This window comes from Pseudomonas sp. RL_15y_Pfl2_60 (assembly GCF_963970595.1).
Lineage (GTDB): Bacteria > Pseudomonadota > Gammaproteobacteria > Pseudomonadales > Pseudomonadaceae > Aquipseudomonas.
This window is the reverse complement of record NZ_CAXAOE010000001.1, coordinates 209950-227925: the sequence shown is the minus strand read 5'-3', so window position 1 is coordinate 227925 and position 17976 is coordinate 209950. Positions and strand designations below refer to the sequence as shown.

General features: G+C 57.0%; 20 protein-coding genes. 7 read left to right on the top strand and 13 right to left on the bottom strand.

The window, feature by feature from the left end; all coding sequences use genetic code 11:
• Nucleotides 1-2: 2 nt before the first annotated feature.
• From AACY26_RS01145 to gcl, 6 genes are all read right to left on the bottom strand, one after another.
• A complete protein-coding gene (locus tag AACY26_RS01145; protein ID WP_339510183.1) occupies nt 3-962 on the bottom strand; it encodes an urea transporter in 960 nt (319 codons plus the stop codon).
• Nucleotides 963-1132: 170 nt separating this feature from the next.
• Complete coding sequence (pyk, locus tag AACY26_RS01140; protein WP_339510181.1) at nt 1133-2548, bottom strand: pyruvate kinase; 1416 nt, start codon at nt 2546-2548, stop codon at nt 1133-1135.
• Complete coding sequence (locus tag AACY26_RS01135) at nt 2545-3819, bottom strand: glycerate kinase type-2 family protein (RefSeq protein WP_339510179.1); 1275 nt, start codon at nt 3817-3819, stop codon at nt 2545-2547. Before AACY26_RS01135 ends, pyk begins: the two co-directional genes overlap by 4 nt.
• A 389-nt stretch (nt 3820-4208) precedes the next feature.
• Entirely contained in the window at nt 4209-5099 is an 891-nt protein-coding gene (locus AACY26_RS01130) for a 2-hydroxy-3-oxopropionate reductase (protein ID WP_339510177.1), read from the bottom strand.
• Between the two features lie 11 nt (nt 5100-5110).
• Nucleotides 5111-5893 (bottom strand): hydroxypyruvate isomerase, encoded by a 783-nt coding sequence (gene hyi / locus AACY26_RS01125; RefSeq protein ID WP_339510175.1) that lies wholly within the window; start codon nt 5891-5893, stop codon nt 5111-5113.
• A 55-nt stretch (nt 5894-5948) separates the two neighbouring features.
• A complete protein-coding gene (gene gcl, locus AACY26_RS01120) occupies nt 5949-7724 on the bottom strand; it encodes a glyoxylate carboligase (RefSeq protein ID WP_339510173.1) in 1776 nt (591 codons plus the stop codon).
• 320 nt (nt 7725-8044) lie between these two features.
• On the opposite strand from gcl, the gene AACY26_RS01115 reads away from it, so the two are divergent.
• Nucleotides 8045-8485, top strand: a complete 441-nt coding sequence (locus tag AACY26_RS01115) for a GlcG/HbpS family heme-binding protein (protein WP_339510171.1) — start codon at nt 8045-8047, stop codon at nt 8483-8485.
• 36 nt (nt 8486-8521) lie between these two features.
• On the opposite strand, the gene AACY26_RS01110 is transcribed toward AACY26_RS01115, so the two are convergent.
• Complete coding sequence (locus AACY26_RS01110) at nt 8522-9478, bottom strand: LysR family transcriptional regulator (RefSeq protein ID WP_339510168.1); 957 nt, start codon at nt 9476-9478, stop codon at nt 8522-8524.
• 110 nt (nt 9479-9588) lie between these two features.
• On the opposite strand from AACY26_RS01110, the gene AACY26_RS01105 reads away from it, so the two are divergent.
• On the top strand, nt 9589-10344 hold the full coding sequence (locus tag AACY26_RS01105) for a sulfite exporter TauE/SafE family protein (RefSeq protein WP_339510166.1): 756 nt from the start codon (nt 9589-9591) through the stop codon (nt 10342-10344).
• On the opposite strand, the gene AACY26_RS01100 is transcribed toward AACY26_RS01105, so the two are convergent.
• A complete protein-coding gene (locus tag AACY26_RS01100) occupies nt 10334-11188 on the bottom strand; it encodes a LysR substrate-binding domain-containing protein (protein WP_339510164.1) in 855 nt (284 codons plus the stop codon). The two genes, AACY26_RS01105 and AACY26_RS01100, sit on opposite strands and share 11 nt — an antisense overlap.
• Nucleotides 11189-11284: 96 nt before the next feature.
• Between AACY26_RS01100 and AACY26_RS01095 the strand changes: the two genes are divergently transcribed.
• From AACY26_RS01095 to queF, 4 genes are all read left to right on the top strand, one after another.
• Nucleotides 11285-11524: a DUF1127 domain-containing protein gene (locus tag AACY26_RS01095; protein ID WP_339510161.1), complete on the top strand. Its 240-nt coding sequence runs from the start codon at nt 11285-11287 to the stop codon at nt 11522-11524.
• A 103-nt stretch (nt 11525-11627) separates the two neighbouring features.
• Nucleotides 11628-12854: a winged helix-turn-helix domain-containing protein gene (locus AACY26_RS01090; protein ID WP_339510158.1), complete on the top strand. Its 1227-nt coding sequence runs from the start codon at nt 11628-11630 to the stop codon at nt 12852-12854.
• 84 nt (nt 12855-12938) lie between these two features.
• A complete protein-coding gene (gene pyrF / locus AACY26_RS01085) occupies nt 12939-13637 on the top strand; it encodes an orotidine-5'-phosphate decarboxylase (protein WP_339511660.1) in 699 nt (232 codons plus the stop codon).
• A 27-nt stretch (nt 13638-13664) separates the two neighbouring features.
• Complete coding sequence (queF, locus tag AACY26_RS01080) at nt 13665-14495, top strand: NADPH-dependent 7-cyano-7-deazaguanine reductase QueF (RefSeq protein ID WP_339510156.1); 831 nt, start codon at nt 13665-13667, stop codon at nt 14493-14495.
• A 58-nt stretch (nt 14496-14553) separates the two neighbouring features.
• On the opposite strand, the gene AACY26_RS01075 is transcribed toward queF, so the two are convergent.
• The 4 genes from AACY26_RS01075 to AACY26_RS01060 form a co-directional block, all read right to left on the bottom strand.
• Entirely contained in the window at nt 14554-14820 is a 267-nt protein-coding gene (locus AACY26_RS01075; protein ID WP_339510154.1) for a DUF4404 family protein, read from the bottom strand.
• 165 nt (nt 14821-14985) lie between these two features.
• Nucleotides 14986-15540 (bottom strand): phosphonate degradation HD-domain oxygenase, encoded by a 555-nt coding sequence (locus tag AACY26_RS01070; RefSeq protein WP_339510152.1) that lies wholly within the window; start codon nt 15538-15540, stop codon nt 14986-14988.
• Complete coding sequence (locus AACY26_RS01065) at nt 15537-16163, bottom strand: HAD family phosphatase (RefSeq protein WP_339510150.1); 627 nt, start codon at nt 16161-16163, stop codon at nt 15537-15539. Before AACY26_RS01065 ends, AACY26_RS01070 begins: the two co-directional genes overlap by 4 nt.
• 76 nt (nt 16164-16239) lie before the next feature.
• On the bottom strand, nt 16240-16671 hold the full coding sequence (locus AACY26_RS01060; protein ID WP_339510147.1) for an acyl-CoA thioesterase: 432 nt from the start codon (nt 16669-16671) through the stop codon (nt 16240-16242).
• A 104-nt stretch (nt 16672-16775) separates the two neighbouring features.
• Between AACY26_RS01060 and AACY26_RS01055 the strand changes: the two genes are divergently transcribed.
• The gene (locus tag AACY26_RS01055) at nt 16776-17480 is read left to right on the top strand and encodes an MlaA family lipoprotein (RefSeq protein WP_339510145.1); all 705 of its coding nucleotides are present in this window, start codon (nt 16776-16778) and stop codon (nt 17478-17480) included.
• A 92-nt stretch (nt 17481-17572) separates the two neighbouring features.
• On the opposite strand, the gene AACY26_RS01050 is transcribed toward AACY26_RS01055, so the two are convergent.
• Nucleotides 17573-17872 (bottom strand): PilZ domain-containing protein, encoded by a 300-nt coding sequence (locus AACY26_RS01050; protein ID WP_339510142.1) that lies wholly within the window; start codon nt 17870-17872, stop codon nt 17573-17575.
• Nucleotides 17873-17976 lie beyond the last annotated feature (104 nt).

The following is a 17976-nucleotide window of genomic DNA, read 5'->3' as shown; positions in this document are numbered from 1 at the left end:
TTCTAATCGTCGCTGTTTGTCAGCCTAGGGAGTTTAGCCTGCTTGATGCAAGTATTGCGCGGGGCGGTGTGAGCCGCGCCTTGTTTGAGCAGGCGCTGGCTGGCGCTGATCAGCCAGCAGGCGAGGATAAACGGCATGGTCAAGGCGGGTAGGCCGAGTGAGGTAAAGCCTGGCTGTAATACAAGGGCCAGGAAAATCGCCAGCAAAGGCAAAGCCATATTGCGATTGACCTGGCTGACGGCAATTGCCGCCAGAGCTGCGTTGTAGCCATACAGGCCAGCGAGGGCGCTGTGCTGCTCCCAGCCTTGGTAAAGCGCAAAACCCAGGCCGCAGGCTGAACCGATTAACCCCCAAACGGCGGCGCGACTGTCCGCGACAAACAGGCCAAGCAACAAGCACAAGCCGGACAAGGGTCGCTCAATAAACAACACTTGCCCCAGTCCACGGGCCATGGCCACCATACTGTTGATCAGATCCAGATGCTGTGGCTCTACTGCGATGCTTGAGCGCAGTTGCAGTTGTAACGGCGTTGCCAGTTCGAGCAACAGCCAGCTGAGTGCGACAAAGGGGAAGGTGAAGGCTGGCAGCCATTGGCGATTGCGCATCCGCGCCATCCACGGGGCAAGCATCAGGCTCGACAGGCCTGCGCTGACGATAATCAGCAACGGCACGCTCGCCGACCATTGAAACTGCATGCTGATCAGCATACCCAGCAGTACGCCGTTGTAGCCATACAAACCTTGTTCAATGTCGGCGCTGGCATAGCCGCGACGTTGTGCCGTGAGCGTGCCGGTTAAAGCGCCGAGCAGTGCGCCGCCAAGCAGCTCTGGAGCGCCAACTGCGATGCCCAGCAAAATGAGCAATCCACAACCCGGATCGTTTTGCAGGAATACCTGGCTGAAGCCGCTCAATAATGCTCTGAAGCCGCGCAGGGCTGGCGTTGGGACTGGCCGGGTGGGCATCTGTTAAACCGCTCGGATGAGTTTGCTGTTAAATCAAAAAACGCCCGCAGTTGCAGCTGCGAGCGTTCGGTATTCATGTTTGTGCGGCTTGTCAGTCTTAGGTGAACATCCCTGTCCGGTGGAGCCTTAAGGTGTCCTTCCCTTGAGGCGCCGTGAAGCAAACAACGTTGTTAGTGCAGTGTTTCGATCCGCAGGCTGTTGGTGCTGCCAGGTTGGCCGAACGGTACGCCAGCGGTAATCACCACGGTATCCCCGCGCTTGGCCATGCCTTGCGCCTGGGCGATTTCAAGTGCGGTGCTGGTGATTTCCTCGACCTTGTGCAGGCGCTCGTTGACCACGGAATAGATGCCCCAGGCAAGGGTTAGGCGGCGCGCGGTATTGAGGTTCGGCGTGAGGCTAAGAATCATCGACTTTGGCCGCTCACGTGAGGCGCGCAGGCTCGATGCGCCAGACTCGGTGTAGTTGACCAAGGTGGCGACTGGCAAGATGGCGTTGATGCGCCGGATCGCGCAGCTGATTGCATCCGATGCAGTGGCTTCGGCATGGGGACGGCTGACGTCCAGCTGGGCTTGAAAGTCAGGGCCGTTTTCAACCTGGCGGATGATTTTACTCATCATGCTGACCGCTTCCATCGGGTAATCACCCGAGGCTGTTTCAGCAGAAAGCATGACTGCATCTGCACCTTCGGCAACTGCGTTGGCCACGTCGGTGACTTCAGCGCGGGTTGGGGCCGGGGAGAAGCGCATGGATTCGAGCATTTGCGTGGCGACAACGACTGGACGGCCCAACTGGCGGCAGGTGCGGATAATATCTTTCTGGATACGCGGCACGTTTTCAGCCGGTACTTCAACCCCGAGGTCACCGCGTGCAACCATGATCGCATCGCACAGCTTGGCGATCTCCTCAAGGTGTTCGACAGCCGATGGCTTTTCGATTTTAGCCATCAGGAAGGCTTTGTCCTGAATCAGCTCGCGTGCTTCGATGATGTCTTCCGGGCGCTGCACGAAAGACAGCGCGACCCAGTCGACACCCAGCTCTAGGCCGAAGCTCAGGTCACGGCGATCTTTCTCGGTCAGCGGGCTCAACTGCAAGACCGCCTCGGGTACGTTGACTCCTTTGCGGTCGCTCAATTCGCCGCCGGCAATCACCGTGGTATCCACCGCATCGGCGTGCTTGGCGGTAACTTGCAGGCGCAGGCGACCATCGTCGAGCAGCAGGCTCATGCCCGGTTGCAGGGCTTCGATGATTTCCGGGTGCGGCAGGTTCACGCGCTGGGCCGTACCCGGTGTTTTATCCAGATCCAGGCGCAAGCTGTCGCCGCGTTGCAACATGACCTTGCCGTCGGCGAAGCGCCCGACCCGTAACTTTGGACCTTGCAGGTCCATCAGAATACCGATCGGGTAGTTCAGCTGTTTTTCGACTTCACGAACCCAGTTGAAACGTTCGGCATGATCGGCATGCTCGCCGTGGCTGAAGTTGAGACGGAACAGGTTGACGCCTGACTCGACCAGTTGACGTATATCGTCAATGCCTTTGATGGCCGGGCCCAGTGTTGCGAGGATTTTTACGTTCTTGTCAGGTGTCATTGGTCAGTGCTCTCAAGAATCAAAATAGCGCGGAAATCGTTCACATTGGTTCGGGTTGGGCCGGTCATGATCAATTCATCGAGCGCCGCGAAGTAGCCGTAGCCATTGTTGTTATCCAGTTCGTCGCTGGCGCTGAGATTTTGTAACCCTGCGCGGGCGTAGCTGAAGGGCGTCATGATGGCGCCGGCGTTGTCTTCGGAGCCGTCGATGCCGTCGGTGTCACCCGCGATGGCATAGACCCCCGCCATGCCTTTGAGGCTGTCGGTCAGGCTCAGCAGGAACTCGGCGTTGCGTCCGCCGCGACCGTTGCCGCGCACGGTGACCGTGGTTTCCCCGCCGGACAAGATGATGCACGGCGCTTTGATCGGCTGGCCGTACAAGCGAATCTGCTTGGCGATCCCGGCATGGACCTTGGCTACTTCGCGCGATTCTCCCTCAAGATCACCCAGGATCAACACCGGGAAACCGGCGGCCTCGGCCTTGGCAGCTGCGGCATCGAGGGACTGTTGCGGCGTGGCGATCAGCTGGAAGTGGCTGCGTGCAAGGCACGGGTCGCCGGGTTTGACGGTCTCTGAGCGTGGGTCTTGCAGCCATTGGCGAACATTGGCGGGAATCTCAATGCTGTAGCGGGCCAGAATCGCCAATGCTTCGGCGCTGGTGCTGGGGTCTGCAACCGTTGGGCCTGAGGCGATGACCGTGGCTTCATCGCCGGGGACATCGGAGATTGCGTAGGTGTTCACCGTGGCGGGCCAGCAGGCTTTGGCCAAACGACCGCCCTTTATGGCGGAGAGATGCTTGCGCACACAGTTCATTTCTCCGATGGTGGCGCCGGATTTGAGCAGGGCCTTGTTGATCGCTTGTTTGTCTTGCAGGCTGATGCCTTCAGCGGGCAGGGCGAGCAGGGAAGAGCCACCGCCAGAGAGCAGGAAAATAACCCGGTCGCTTTCAGTCAGGTTGCTGACCATCGCCAATACGCGCTTGGCGACACGTTCACCAGCGTCATCCGGAACCGGGTGTGCAGCCTCGACCACTTCAATTTTCTTGCAGTTGGCGCCGTGCTCGTAGCGCGTCACGACCAGACCAGACACCTCGCCTTGCCACTCTCGCTCAATCACCTCGGCCATGGCTGCGGCCGCTTTGCCCGCGCCGATGACAATCACCCGGCCACTGCGGTCTGCGGGTAAATGGTCGGCCAGCACGTGACGAGGATGGGCTGCGTCAATGGCGGTGTTAAAGAGGTCACGCAACAGGTTTTGCGGGTCGATGGACATGGCAGACTCTCTTATTTCTAAGGGGCGAATTTGTTGTCGTTAGAGTGTTTAAGCTTTTGCGCGTACGGTTTTGTCGATTGCAGTCCGCAGGCGTCATTCAAGACGACTCTGGATTGGAATCGACCCTCCCGGTTTGCAGGCCGTGACACCGCGCCCCGGGGAGGTCGAAAGGGTCAGGCGACTTGTCCAACCTACCTTGGACGCACCGCCTGATTTGTTGCTCTGTTGCGAAGCCCTGAGCGGGGAAGTTTTACCTTGTCCCGCCCAAGGGTGCAGATGTCGCTTTCGTAGGGTGGGCAACGCTTTTTTCGGCCACCATTTGTACAAGCAATCTTCGAGTTGCCATGCATTGCGGTGGACAAGCTTCGCGTTGTCTCACCCTACGGGCCTTACTTGTCGCGGATCGAGAAGTTGGCCATGTGCTCCAGGCCTTTGATCAGCGCGGAGTGGTCCCAGTTGCTGCCACCGATCGCTGCGCAGGTACTGAACACTTGCTGGGCGTTGGCGGTGTTTGGGAGGTTAAGGCCCAGCTCACGTGCGCCAGCCAGTGCCAGGTTGAGGTCTTTCTGGTGCAGGCTGATGCGGAAGCCTGGGTCAAAGGTGCCCTTGATCATGCGCTCGCCGTGTACTTCAAGGATCTTCGAGCCAGCAAAGCCGCCCATCAAGGCTTCGCGCACCTTGGCTGGGTCTGCGCCGTTCTTGGCCGCAAATAGCAAGGCTTCACCAACTGCCTGAATATTCAGGGCAACGATGATCTGGTTCGCGACTTTAGCGGTCTGGCCATCACCATTACCGCCAACGCGGGTGATGTTTTTACCCATCGACTGGAACAGCGGCAGGACGCGCTCAAAGGCTTTTTCACAGCCACCGACCATGATCGACAAGGTCGCTGCTTTAGCGCCCACTTCACCGCCGGACACTGGTGCGTCCAGATAAGCGGCGCCGGTTGCCTTGATCTTTTCAGCAAAGGTCTTGGTCGCGCTTGGCGAGATCGAGCTCATGTCGATCACGACTTTATTGGGGCCAACGCCATCGACAACGCCATCTTCGCGGAACAGTACGTCTTCAACATGCGGGGTATCCGGAACCATGACGATGATGAATTCAGCTTCCTGCGCCACTTCCTTTGGGTTGGCCAGCGCGATAGCGCCTGCGGCGACCAGGTCAGCGGGGGCTTCGTCGTGGTGGGTTGAAAGAAACAGTTGGTGACCTGCTTTTTGCAGGTTTTCGGCCATGGGCTTGCCCATGATGCCAGTACCGAGAAATCCGATTTTAGCCATGACAGTGCTCCTTAAATTGCGTTATGCGCTTTCATCCAGCCGAGGCCGGCAGCGGTGGTGGTGGCTGGCTTGTATTCACAGCCAATCCAACCCTGGTACCCAATGCGGTCCAGGTGTTCGAACATGAAGCGATAGTTGATCTCGCCGGTGCCCGGCTCGTTGCGGCCCGGGTTGTCGGCCAGCTGTACGTGATTGATCACAGCAAGGTTGTCGCTCACGGTGCGGGCCAGATCGCCTTCCATGATTTGCATGTGATAGATGTCGTATTGCAGGTACAGGTTGCTGCTGCCGACTTTGTCGCGAATCGCCAGGGCTTGGGCCGTGGTGTTCAGGTAGAAACCTGGAATGTCGCGGGTGTTGATCATTTCCATGACCAGCTTGATTCCGGCGTCAGCCAGTTTTTCGGCGGCAAACTTGAGGTTGTCGACAAAGGTCTGCTCGACGGTGGCGCAGTCGTAACCTTGCGGACGAATACCGGCCAGGCAGTTGATCTGGCTGTTGCCCAGTACTTTTGCGTAGGCAATTGCGGTGTCGACACCGGCGCGGAACTCCTCAACCCGGTCCGGGTGGCAGGCGATGCCACGCTCACCCTTGGCCCAGTCTCCGGCGGGCAGGTTGAAAAGCACTTGTTCAAGTTTGTTGTTGTCGAGCTCGACTTTGATATCGCCCGCAGCGAAGTCGTACGGAAACAGATACTCAACACCGCTGAAACCGGCATCGGCGGCGGCAGCGAAACGCTCCATGAAATCCACTTCAGTGAACAGCATGCTCAGGTTGGCAGCGAAACGAGGCATAAATGACTCCTCTGGTTGGCTCCCTCTCTGGTGGAAGAGGGAGGTTTGATCAGTTTTAGTCGAGCATGGAGATGGCGGTCGGCGCGTCAGCACCACGCGCAGCCAGCTCTTCAAACTCGTTAATTGCGTTGATTTCAGTGCCCATGGAGATATTGGTTACGCGCTCCAGAATCACTTCAACCACAACCGGTACACGGTGTTCTTCCATCAACGCCTTGGCTTTGGCGAACGCAGCTTGCAAGTCATCAGGCTCGAATACGCGAATGGCTTTACAGCCCAGGCCTTCAACCACTGCAACGTGGTCGACGCCGTAACCGTTGAGTTCCGGGGCATTGATGTTCTCGAACGCCAGCTGCACGCAGTAATCCATCTCGAATCCGCGCTGCGCCTGGCGAATCAGACCCAGGTATGAGTTGTTCACTACAACGTGGATGTACGGCAGGTTGAATTGCGCGCCGACAGCCAGTTCTTCAATCATGAACTGGAAGTCATAGTCACCAGACAGCGCGACAATGTTGCGACTTGGGTCAGCCTTGGCCACGCCCAATGCCGCCGGGACTGTCCAGCCGAGCGGGCCCGCTTGGCCACAGTTGATCCAATGACGCGGCTTGTAGACGTGCAAGAACTGTGCGCCCGCAATCTGCGACAGGCCAATGGTGGTGACGTAGCAGGTGTCCTTGCCGAAAAACTCGTTCATCTCTTCGTATACGCGCTGCGGCTTTACTGGCACGTTTTCGAAGTGAGTCTTGCGCTGCAGGGTGCGCTTACGCTCGCGGCAGGCATCAACCCAAGCGCTGCGGTCCTTCAGTTTGCCAGCGGCTTTCCATTCGCGGGCAACCTCAAGGAATGCATCAAGCGCTGCGCCTGCATCCGAAACAATGCCTAGATCCGGGTTGAATACACGACCGATTTGCGTCGGTTCGATATCGACGTGGATGAACTTGCGACCTTCGGTATAGACCTCAACGGTGCCGGTGTGGCGGTTAGCCCAGCGGTTACCGATACCGAATACCAAATCGGATTCCAGTAAGGTGGCGTTGCCGTAGCGGTGCGAGGTCTGCAGGCCAACCATGCCAACCATCAGCTTGTGGTCGTCCGGGATCGAACCCCAACCCATCAATGTCGGGATAACCGGCACGCCAGTCAGTTCGGCAAATTCGACCAGTTTGTCAGCCGCGTCCGCATTGAAAATACCGCCGCCGGCAACCAATAGCGGACGATCCGCCTCATTGAGCATTGCCAGGGCTTTTTCAGCTTGTACGCGAGTGGCCGCTGGCTTAGCCAGAGGCATTGGCTCGTAAGCGTCGATATCAAATTCGATCTCGGCCATCTGTACATCAAACGGCAGGTCGATCAGCACAGGGCCGGGACGACCTGAGCGCATTTCATAAAAGGCTTTCTGAAATGCACGCGGCACCTGGCCAGGCTCCATCACCGTGGTTGCCCACTTGGTGACTGGCTTGACGATGCTGGTGATATCAACGGCCTGGAAATCTTCTTTGTGCATGCGTGCACGCGGCGCTTGGCCGGTGATGCACAGGATCGGGATGGAGTCTGCGCTGGCTGAGTACAAGCCAGTCACCATGTCGGTGCCTGCCGGGCCGGAAGTCCCGATGCAGACGCCGATATTGCCAGCGTTGGTGCGGGTATAGCCTTCGGCCATGTGCGAAGCGCCTTCAACGTGACGGGCCAGGACGTGGTCGATACCGCCAACTTTGTTCAGTGCTGCGTACAGCGGGTTGATTGCAGCGCCGGGGATGCCAAACGCGGTGTCAACACCTTCGCGACGCATCACCAGTACGGCGGCCTCGATTGCTCTCATTCTGGCCATTTCTTGTGCCTCTTTTATTGTTAAATTGTATACAAGTTGCTGTGGCCTGATTCTATTCATGACATGACTTTGTGGTCAACTATTTTTGAGTAGATAGGGGTTTTAAGTGGATTCTCTTTTAAAACGGACGTTTTAAAGCAGGATTTCGCAAGATTAGTTAGCAAGCTTATAAGTTGTATACAATCGTGAAATAAATTGTATTTAGGTGTTGAGTTTTTTGTATCTGGTGCGATAGTGAAAACGATTTTTGATTGTCTTACCGATCTGGTGGGTTTGTAGGGCGTTTCTTCTATTTCGTTCTTGATAAGGATGGCTTTGCCATGAACAACTTGACCCTGGACATTGCTACAACCATTAGCCAGCGGGCGCTGGCGATCGCCCGCGAGATCAAAACTGCACCCTTGACGGTTGCGGTGTTGGACGCAGGCGGCCACTTGATCAGTCTGCAGCGTGAGGACGGCGCGAGTTTGTTGCGTCCGCAGATTGCAGTGGGCAAAGCCTGGGGGGCGCTGGCGTTGGGCAAAGGCTCGCGGGCCATTGCACTGGACGCACAACAGCGTCCGGCATTTATCGGCTCGGTCAATAACCTGGCGGATGGCAATCTGGTGCCAGCGCCGGGCGGCGTGCTGATTCGCAGTAGCGGCGGTGTGATTCTCGGGGCAATCGGGATTACTGGCGATACCTCCGATATTGACGAGCAATGTGCGATAGGTGCTGTCGAATCGGCAGGATTACAGGCAGATGCTGGCGCTGCAGCTTAACGGGCAGGCAGGTCGAGGCGCTGGCATCGACCTGTATTAGTCGTGGTTCAAGCCGCTGTGCAAGGCTGCGTCCCACGGCGGCACTGGACCAAAACGCGACTTCAGGAATTCCAGCAGCAGTCTGCTTCGCGAACCGGTTTCGCGGTCCAGGCGCAGGGCATAGATGCCGCTGGGCTCGGGCGCGGGGAGTCCGTCATCACAGAACAGTGGCACCAGTTCGCCACGCAGCAGATGCTCGCTGATCAACCAGCTTGGCAAGTGGGCGATACCAAGACCGGATAGCGCGCTGAACAGTAAGGTTTCAGCATTGTTGGCGGTCATGCGCATGCGTTGGGGCTTGAAGATATTGAGCTTGCCATCTTGCTCGAAGCGCCAGGCGTAGGGCGGTGCCAGGCTGTCCCAGTCGAGGCCGTGGTGTTCAATAAGCTCGCTCGGTTTGCGTGGCACGCCGTGCTGCTCAAGGTAGTCGGGGCTGGCGCAGACAATCCGTACCAATGGCGACAGCGCGGTGGCGACCAGGCGTGTGTCCTGCAATGGACCAATGCGCAACACAACATCCACTTCCCCCAAATGCGCGCCGTGCAGGTCTACAAAGCTGTCGATCAGGCGCAGTTGTACATCCAGCCCAGGGTAGGCCTGCAGGAAGTCGGCAATCGCCGGGGCCAGGTGCCGGCGGCCAAAGGGTGAGGGCGCATCAATGCGAATCAAACCTTCTGGCTCGCTGCTAAGGGACACCGCTTCGGCGCGGGCCAGATTCAACTCATTGAGGATGCGCTTTGCCCGCTCGGCGAAGGCGATGCCGGCTGGCGTTACCCGTACCGCGTGAGTGGTGCGGCTAAACAGGCAACTGCCCAACGACTGCTCCAGCGCATCAATGCGCCGGGCGACAGCTGAAGGTGTCAGCGGATGACGTCTTGCGGCTGCCGAAAAGCTGCCGGTTTCGAGCACGTCAAGAAAGATAATCAGCTGATGGGTGAGGGCGTCGGGGTTCATCTCAAGCTCGCTTGTGCGAATTGTGCATAGCCATTGTGCGCTGTTGTGCGTTTCCGGAGTAGTGGCAAGGCTATAGCATGTGCAGCATCTTCACCAGAATGCAGAGAGTTATGAGCCTGTTTGATTTTGCGATAAATGTTGTATTGGGTGCCATGCTCGGCTCACTTGGCGGCCTGTTCGGCATCGGCGGTGGTTTGATCGCGATTCCTGCGTTGGGGATCTTGTTCGGCCTCGATCAGCAATTGGCGCAAGGCACAGGCTTGGTCATGGTTGTGCCAAACGTATTATTGGCGCTCTGGCGCTACCACCAACGCAACCGTATCGATATCCGCCATGCCTTGATACTGGCCGTCAGCAGCTTTTGTTTTGCGCTGCTCGGTGCGGGTTGGGCTGTAAATATCGATGCAGAACGCATGCGGATTGGCTTTATTGTGTTTTTGTTGGCGCTGGCAGCGTACAACGTTTCGCGCTTGTTCTATCGGCCCGTGCCAGGCAGCACCCAATTGCGTCACCCTTGGCCGTGGCTGGGAGTGTTGGGTGGTGGCGCTGGTTTGCTGGGAGGTTTGCTTGGCGTCGGCGGGGCAGTGGTGGCCACGCCAATATTGACCAGTATTTTTGGTACCACGCAGGTGGTCGCTCAAGGTTTGTCTCTGGCGCTGGCGGCGCCAAGCACCGCGGTGACATTGGTTACTTATGGGTTGCACGATCATGTTGACTGGATGATGGGCTTGCCGCTGGCCATTGGCGGCTTGCTCAGCATCAGCTGGGGGGTCAAGCTTGCTCACGCCCTGCCTGAGCGGGTGCTACGCGCCATGTTTGCAGGTTTTCTGGTGGTCTGCGCGGTGCTGCTGGCGTTTAAAGTTTAAAGCCTTCGATGATGTGCTCCGCCAGCGTTTCAGTCACGGGTGAGTGATGGCTGCCATTGCGCAAAAGCACGATACTGGCCATCGGCATTGCTGGCAGGCCCTCATGCTCACCGAGAATTCGCATGTTGGGAGTGATCAGGCTCTGCAACTGTGCGGTGATGGCAAGCCCGGCACTGACCACCGCCATTATGGCTGACAGGCTTGGGCTGGTATAGGCCATGCGGTATTCGCGTTCAATCGAGTCCAGGGCATTGCAGGCCCATGAGCGGCAAAAACATTCGGAGTTGAACATTGCCAGGGGCAGCGGCGTTTGTTCATGGGGATTGAACCCTTCCGCCTCGGCCCAGACGATACGCTCCTGGCGCAATAGCTGGCCAATTTCGGTGCCCGGCTCGCGGGTGACAATGGTCAGGTCCAGATCCTGGCGTTGCAGCAACTGGAATGAGGGCTCGCAGTGCAGCTCGACCTGGATCAGCGGGTATGCCTGGGCAAAGCGCGAGAGAATCCCGGGCATAAAGCGCATCACGTAGTCATCTGGCGTGCCAATGCGCACTGAACCGACCATATGTGGCTCGCGCAAGGTGGTCATCACCTCACCATGCAGTTTGAGAATCCGCCGCGCATAGCCCAGCAATACATGGCCTTCGGCAGTGAGACTGAGTTGACGACCATCGCGCTGGAACAGCGGGCGCTGCATCACATCATCCTCAAGGCGCTTCATTTGCATGCTCACCGCCGACTGGGTGCGATTCACCACCTCGGCGGCCCGGGTAAAACCGCCGTAATCGGCAATGGCGACGAAGGTACGCAACAATTCGCTGTCGATGCTGGGGTAGTTGGCCATTGATCAATCCTGGAGATGTATTGCATAAGAAACATTCGTTGGATTGATCATAGGGCAAGTTGGAGACTGTCGCCATCCCCAAAGGAGGGCGACAAAATGAAAGCTCAAAAAGGTTACGCAATCGCAAGTGTAGGGTCGGTAAAAGGCTTGCCAGTTCGCGCTTATGTGAAGCTGGTTTGGGCGCAAATCAAGCGCTGGAACCAACTGGCTAAAGAGCGTCATCAACTGGCGGCATTGGGAGATCACGCGCTTAAAGACATAGGCTTGAGCCGTGCCGATGTCATGCAGGAAGTCGAGCGACCATTCTGGGATGATCCGCTCAAGCACCGCTCTTAATGGGTGCCTGTAAACCTGAACAGGCGCGCCTGCTTAAACCAGCTGCGTCTGTTCAGTTGTGCTTCGCTCAGCTAGGGTAAAGCGCTCAGCTGAGGAGAGCCGCATGCGCGAAACCCAATCGCTATCACTCAAGCAGGCACGCCGTCTGGTATTGGCTGCCCAAGGCTTCAATACGCGACAACCCAGGAGCGTCAAAGCTGCTCACCTCAATGCCACAATCGAGCGCCTCGGCGTGGTGCAAATTGATTCGGTTAATGCGTTGGTGCGTTCGCACTACCTGCCGCTGTATTCGCGTCTCGGTCATTATTCGCCAGCACTGCTTGAGCAAGCGGCCTGGAGTTCCGGACGCCAGCGAAAACTGTTCGAGTATTGGGGGCATGAGGCTTCCTTGCTGCCCTTGTCGTTCTATCCGCTAATGCGTTGGCGCATGCAGCGTGCAGAGCGCGGTGAAGGTATCTACAAACAGTTGGCGACATTCGGTCGCGAACAACAGCCCTTGATTCGTTCAGTGTTGCAATCGGTCAGGGAGCGCGGTGCTTTGGGCGCCGGCAGCCTGGCAGCGGGTGATAAGTCGAAAGGGCCTTGGTGGGGCTGGAGCGATGAAAAACATGCGCTGGAATGGTTGTTCGCTGCCGGGCATGTCACCGTCGCCGGGCGCAATGGTTTCGAGCGTCTATACGATTTGCCGGAGCGGGTTTTGCCCGCTGCGGTACTTAATCACGCGGAGATAGATGAAGCCACGGCGCAGCGCCAATTATTGATGCATTCAGCGCAGGCCCTCGGCGTTGCCAGTGAAGTTGATCTGCGTGACTACTTTCGCCTGGACCCGCGTGACAGCAAGGCGCGCATCAGCGAACTGCTGGAGTCTGGCCAACTGACCGAGATTGCCGTGCAGGGCTGGAGCAAGCCCGGTTATCACCCGAGCGATAGTTTAAAAATTCCACGCAAGGTGACCGCAAGTGCATTGCTGTCGCCGTTTGATTCATTGGTTTGGCAGCGTCAGCGCACCGAGCGCCTGTTCGATTTTCGCTACCGCTTGGAGATCTATACCCCGCAGCACAAGCGGGTGTATGGCTATTACGTGCTGCCGTTTTTACACAATGAACAACTGTGCGCACGGCTGGATCTGCGTGCCGAGCGACAGAATTCTTGTCTGGCCTTGCATGGATTGCACAGCGAGCCGGGTGGGCTGGATGACAGCGCCATTGCAGCCATGGCCGAGCAACTGCAGAACATGGCGGGGTGGCTGGGTTTGTCGCATGTGGCGGTCAGTTGCCCACGGCCCGAAGCCAAGCGATTGCAGGTGCAGCTGCGTCTTATGGGTGAGTAGTTGGTCAGCGTCCGATCAATGAGGCGGTAACTGGCGTACGGTTCGGCTACAATGCGCGGCGAAATTGACCACGAGAGCCCGACTATGTCCGACTGCCAGACTCCAATCATCGTTGCTTTGGATTTTCCGACCCGTGACGCCGCGCTTGCCCTGGCTGATCAGCTCGATCCTAAGCTGTGCCGGGTCAAGGTCGGCAAAGAGCTGTTCACCCGTTGCGGGCCTGAAATCGTTTCGGCGCTGGGCAATAAAGGTTTTGAAGTCTTCCTTGATCTTAAATTCCACGACATTCCCAACACCACGGCCATGGCGGTCAAGGCCGCCGCTGAAATGGGGGTGTGGATGGTCAACGTGCATTGCTCTGGCGGCTTGCGCATGATGAGCGCCTGCCGCGAAACCCTAGACAGCCTGGGCGGGGCGAAGCCACTGTTGATTGGTGTGACCGTGCTGACCAGCATGGAGCAGCAGGATCTGGCTGGCATCGGCCTTGATATTGCGCCGCAGGAACAGGTGTTGCGTCTTGCCGGTCTAGCGCAGCAGGCGGGCATGGATGGTTTGGTCTGCTCGGCCCAGGAGGCCCAGATCCTCAAACAGCGTTTTGCTCAGTTGCAGCTGGTCACCCCTGGTATCCGTCCAGCGGGCAGTGCCCAGGATGATCAGCGCCGTATTTTGACGCCAAGCCAGGCAATGGCGGCGGGGTCGGACTATCTGGTAATCGGTCGTCCAATCAGCCAGGCGGCCAACCCCGCGCAGGCGCTGATTGACGTTGTTGCCGAGCTGTCTTAATCGCTGCACGATTCCTAGGTAATAGATATGCATCCTGCTGCTGAAGATTCGCCGCTGGGTAAATCCAGCGAGTACATCGCCACCTATACACCCTCGTTGCTGTTTCCAATCCCGCGCGCGCCCAAGTGGGCCGAGCTGGGTTTGAGCGCCGAAACACTGCCTTATCAAGGTGTGGATTTCTGGAACTGTTTCGAACTGTCCTGGCTGCTGCCTTCAGGTAAGCCGGTGGTGGCCATTGGTGAGTTTGCAATTCCAGCTGACTCCCCGAACATCATCGAATCAAAGTCATTCAAGCTGTACCTCAACTCGCTGAATCAGAGCGTTTTTGCAAGCACTACTGAACTGGTTGATGTGCTGAGCAAGGACTTGTCTGCGGCTGCCGGTAAGCCAGTGTCAGTCAAGGTGCGTAGCCTTGATGATGTGGCCGCCGATGGTGTCGCATCGCTGCCAGGTTTGTGTATTGACGATGCCGACATCAGCATCAGCAACTACGAGCAGCCTCAACCGGAGTTGTTGCGTTGTGATGCGCAGCGTGTGGTCAGCGAAACCCTGTACAGCCATTTGCTCAAATCAAATTGCCCGGTCACTGGGCAACCGGATTGGGGCACAGTGGTCATCGAATATTGTGGCCCCGCGCTGGATCAAGGCAGCTTGCTGGCTTACTTGGTGAGCTTTCGCCAGCATGCTGACTTCCATGAGCAGTGTGTCGAACGGATATTTCTCGATATCCAGCGTTTGCTCAAGCCGGATGCATTGACTGTATATGCGCGTTATGTGCGCCGTGGCGGATTGGATATCAATCCTTATCGCAGCACTGGAGCGGTTAATCCGGATAACCGCCGGCTGGTTCGCCAGTAAGCAAAAAGCCCAGCAAATGCTGGGCTTTTTCTTGGTTTCACCGCATATCTGGCGAAGATTAAATGCCCATGTTGGCCAGGCTCTGCACAATATTGCGCAGGGTGCCCGCCAGGGTTGGGTGGCTGACTTCAAAGCGCTCAACTGCCAGGTTGACACCATCAACAAGGGTCGCATCAGGCGAAGCAGCTGCCTCGCGCGCTAGTTGCAGTTCGATCTCCTGAGACAGAACGTAGAGTTCAGCACGCTCTTCCTCGCTCAGGGGTGAATCTTGGGATAGCTGCTCACGCAGTTCATCGAGTTGCTGCTGCAAACGGCTAGCAGGCATAGGGTGCTCCCTTTTCAAATAGATAAAACAATAGACCTTAGGCAGCTGCGAAAGATCCTTGCCTACAGCATCAGGATAATCCACCCGCAGCTGCTTTGCTTGTTTGGGATCAAGCTTTGACACAATTTAGCCAGGGCTGGTAACCAGCGCTGCAGAGTTGTGCTGTCAGTTTGCAGCCAGCAAGGCTTTCTCAATGCAGGGATAAAAATATTCAAGATCTGGGGTTTTCATCTGCGGGTCTTTGCCCATGTCGTCCAGGCGCCGCAGGGTGAGTGCATCCTGCGCGTAAGGCGCGCGCAGAAAGGCCTCTATCTCGCGATCATTAAAAGGCCCGCCTTGCAGTTGCAAGCTATGGTGTGATGCGTCGGACAAACCTGCGTGGTACAGCGGGTCTACTGCGCATAAATAGCGCTTGGCGGCGACATGCAGGCGAATGGGTTGCCAGACTGAGTCGGCAAACAGCGCGCGCAGCAGCTCGGCGCCACGCTCTTCATGGCGCAAATCTTCATGCAAGCCACTTTCAGGGTCATCAAGCAAGTGGCCAATGTCGTGCAGCAATGCGGCGACGATCAAGCTGTTACTGCAGCCCGAACGCTCAGCGAAGGTTGCGCACTGCAGCGCATGTTGGGTCTGGCTGATGGCTTCGCCATAGGGCAGACTGCCGCGGTTTGCGAATAAGGTGCTGATTTTCTTGGTAAATTGTGTCAGGCACAGGCTCATGGCCGCTCTCCCTTGAGCCTACGAAGATTAAGATCACTCAAGCATGGGCCCAGCTCTGTGAGTTGATCGGTCACGGCGTGCACGCCAAGTCGATAAAGCGCCAGGGTTGCTTGGGCGCGCAGTTGTTCGCGTTCTGTGGCTTCAAGTGCCTGCCAGTCGCTCAAGGCTTTACCGCAGAGTTGGCCACAGGCCGCCAAGCCAACGGTCCACAGCCCCGCATTAAGGCCCGCTTGAAGTAAACGTGGCTCGCTACTGATAAGCACACAGCCGTCGAGTTGATTGACGTTCAGTGCCATCAATGCCTGCCAGCAGGCATCGGGGGCTGGCCAGGCGCGAGCAGGGCGCTTACCGGCTTGGATCCACTGGGGCAGTTGGCTGCTCAGCTGGGTGCAAGTCTGATCGGGTAGTTCATCAAGCCAGGCGCAGGGGACTTTGTGCTGCTGCAGATTATTGAGCAGTTCATGGGCGCCGGGGGCTAATTCGGCATGGCGGGTCAACTCGGCGTTGGCGTCCGTGCCAGCGCCAAGGCTGAATGATTGTGCGCGGGCACCAAAATCGACCAGGCAACCGCTCAGGCCGAATAAAACCGCTGTGAATTGAGGGTGATTTGCTGGCGCGTTCATTCCGTCATCCTTGAAATGGTCTAGTCCAGAGATTAAACAGCCAAGGTGACGGGGGGATGAACGGTATGTGACAGAATTAAGTCGCTTGGCCTGTGCCCAGTGTGTTGAGTTCAAGGCGCAAGTGCTCGGGCAGGGGGACGGACGTATTACTGCTGTGGTCAACCCAGACCAACTTGCAGTGACCTTCGCCGTACTTGGTTTCAGGCTCTTCCAGGGTCGATAAGCGATGTTCCAGCACCAGGCTGCTACGACCTATTGCGCCTAAAAACAGCTCGACTTTGACTGTGGCTGGATGGGTGACCGGTTTCAGGTAGGTGTGTAATGTCTGCAATACCACCGGTGCAATGGTGCTGTTGGTGAGACTGATCCCGGCGCATTCGAACCAGGCGACCCGGGCTTCTTCCAGGTATTGCAAGTAAAGGGTGTTGTTGACGTGACCGTAGCTGTCCATGTCGCCCCAGCGAACCGGGATTAATGCCGTGTGAAGTACTTGCTTGTATTCAGTCATCTGGAAAGGTCACTATGCTGCCACGCTAAGGTGATAAGCATTATACTGCGCGGTTTTAAATGCAGGCTCCGACAGCGGCGCTTAATTTTCAAGGAGATTGATTAATGCGAGAGACCACAAAGAGCTGGTTGGAGCGACTGAGCCTGTGGACTGCCTGCGCGAGCGTGGCGTTGTTCACTGTTGCAGCGCAAGCCTCGGAAGAGGATGACCCCTGGATTGGTTATAACCGTGTGATGTTTGACATCAATGACACGATTGACACCTACACTTTGAAACCATTGGCTAAAGGCTATCAGGCGGTGACCCCGCAGTTTCTAGAAGATGGCGTGCATAATTTTTTCAATAACATCGGTGAAGTCGGCAACCTGACCAACAACCTGCTGCAAGGCAAGGTTTACGATGCCGGCATCGATACCAGCCGTTTTATCTTCAATACCACCCTGGGTTTGCTGGGTTTTGTCGATGTGGCAACGCGCATGGGCTTGCAACGTAACGATGAAGACGTCGGTCAGACCCTGGCCGTCTGGGGGGTTGGTAGTGGCCCGTACCTGGTGTTGCCGTTGTTTGGCCCAAGTACCGTGCGCGATGCCGCAGCCCGTGTGCCTGACGGCTTGTTGGCCACCGGTTTGTTCATTGATCACGTGCCGACGCGTAATGTGGTCTATGGCGTCAACCTGATCGACACTCGGGCGAGCCTTTTCCCGGCTGAACGTTTGATTGTCGGCGATCGCTATACATTTGTGCGCAACGCCTACCTGCAGAATCGTGAGTTCAAAATCAACGATGGTGTGGTTGAAGACGATTTTTAATACGTGATGGCCGATAGAATCGGCTCAATAACAAAGGCGCCTGCGATGGCGCCTTTTGCATTTTTACGTTTTGAAAATATTTAGCTGGCTGATCAGCGCATCGATAACACGTTCACACCGATGATCTGCTTAGCGTCATCGCTGCTGTTGACACGCACCACTTCGGCTTCAGCCGTCAGGCCTTTCAACTGTGGATGGTCGGACTCGATACTGATTTTAACCTTGTCACCGACCTGCAGATTGCAAGCGGCTTCCAGCTGCATCCCCGTGGCAGAGAGGTCTCGGCAGAGTGCCGGGATGGCCTGGCCAGCATGGTGCAGTGTGGCGGGCGTTTCTACCTGCATCCGAATGTATTCGCGTTTTTCACTGTAATCGTGATTGCTTTGGCTCATACGGGCTATTCTCTTGTCATTGGGACTTGTACCTAGGGTTTATAGCCCCCGTGTGTTTAGGGTGTAAAGTCACTTATTGCCGCTCGGGGGTGCTTGAATCGAGG